The organism is Xanthobacter autotrophicus (assembly GCF_030015065.1).
In the GTDB taxonomy this organism is placed as follows: domain Bacteria; phylum Pseudomonadota; class Alphaproteobacteria; order Rhizobiales; family Xanthobacteraceae; genus Xanthobacter; species Xanthobacter autotrophicus_D.
In genome coordinates, this window is the sequence record NZ_JAIVFN010000451.1 from 1 (window position 1) to 433 (window position 433).

Sequence of the window (433 nt, forward strand, 5' to 3'; positions counted from 1 at the left end):
CAAATCTACTCCTTATGGCGATCTCGAACTTGAAACAGAACCTTTTTCATTAATTTATGGTGAAACGGGGTATGGCGACCAGCTACCGGTTGAAAGCGTAAAAATCACCTCGCCTGATAATCGCTACGGTAAACAATCCTCACTCACTTTTTCCGCGCTCGACGACATCACCGCCAGCGAACTCATTAACGACATTGAATCACTGTTTGATTAAAAGGATTTAGCAATGAAAACCTATATTTATCAGGACGAAAAATCACATAAATTCTGGGCAGTAGAGCAGCAGGAAAATGAACTGCATATCAGTTGGGGCAAAGTCGGCACTAACGGGCAAAGCCAGATAAAAAGCTTTGCTGATGCGGCGGCGGCGGAAAAAGCGGAGCTGAAGTTGATTGCGGAGAAAACGAAAAAGGGCTACGCAGAAGAAGTATCC

General features: G+C 44.6%; 2 protein-coding genes. Both read left to right on the forward strand.

Translation table 11 applies throughout. The annotated features are described in order from the left end of the window. A partial coding sequence (locus tag K9U40_RS23980; RefSeq protein WP_282892548.1) for a hypothetical protein occupies positions 1-214 on the forward strand: 214 nt, incomplete at its 5' end. A 12-nt stretch (positions 215-226) separates the two neighbouring features. Next, positions 227-433: WGR domain-containing protein (locus tag K9U40_RS23985; RefSeq protein ID WP_282892549.1), on the forward strand; the 207-nt coding region annotated here is incomplete at its 3' end.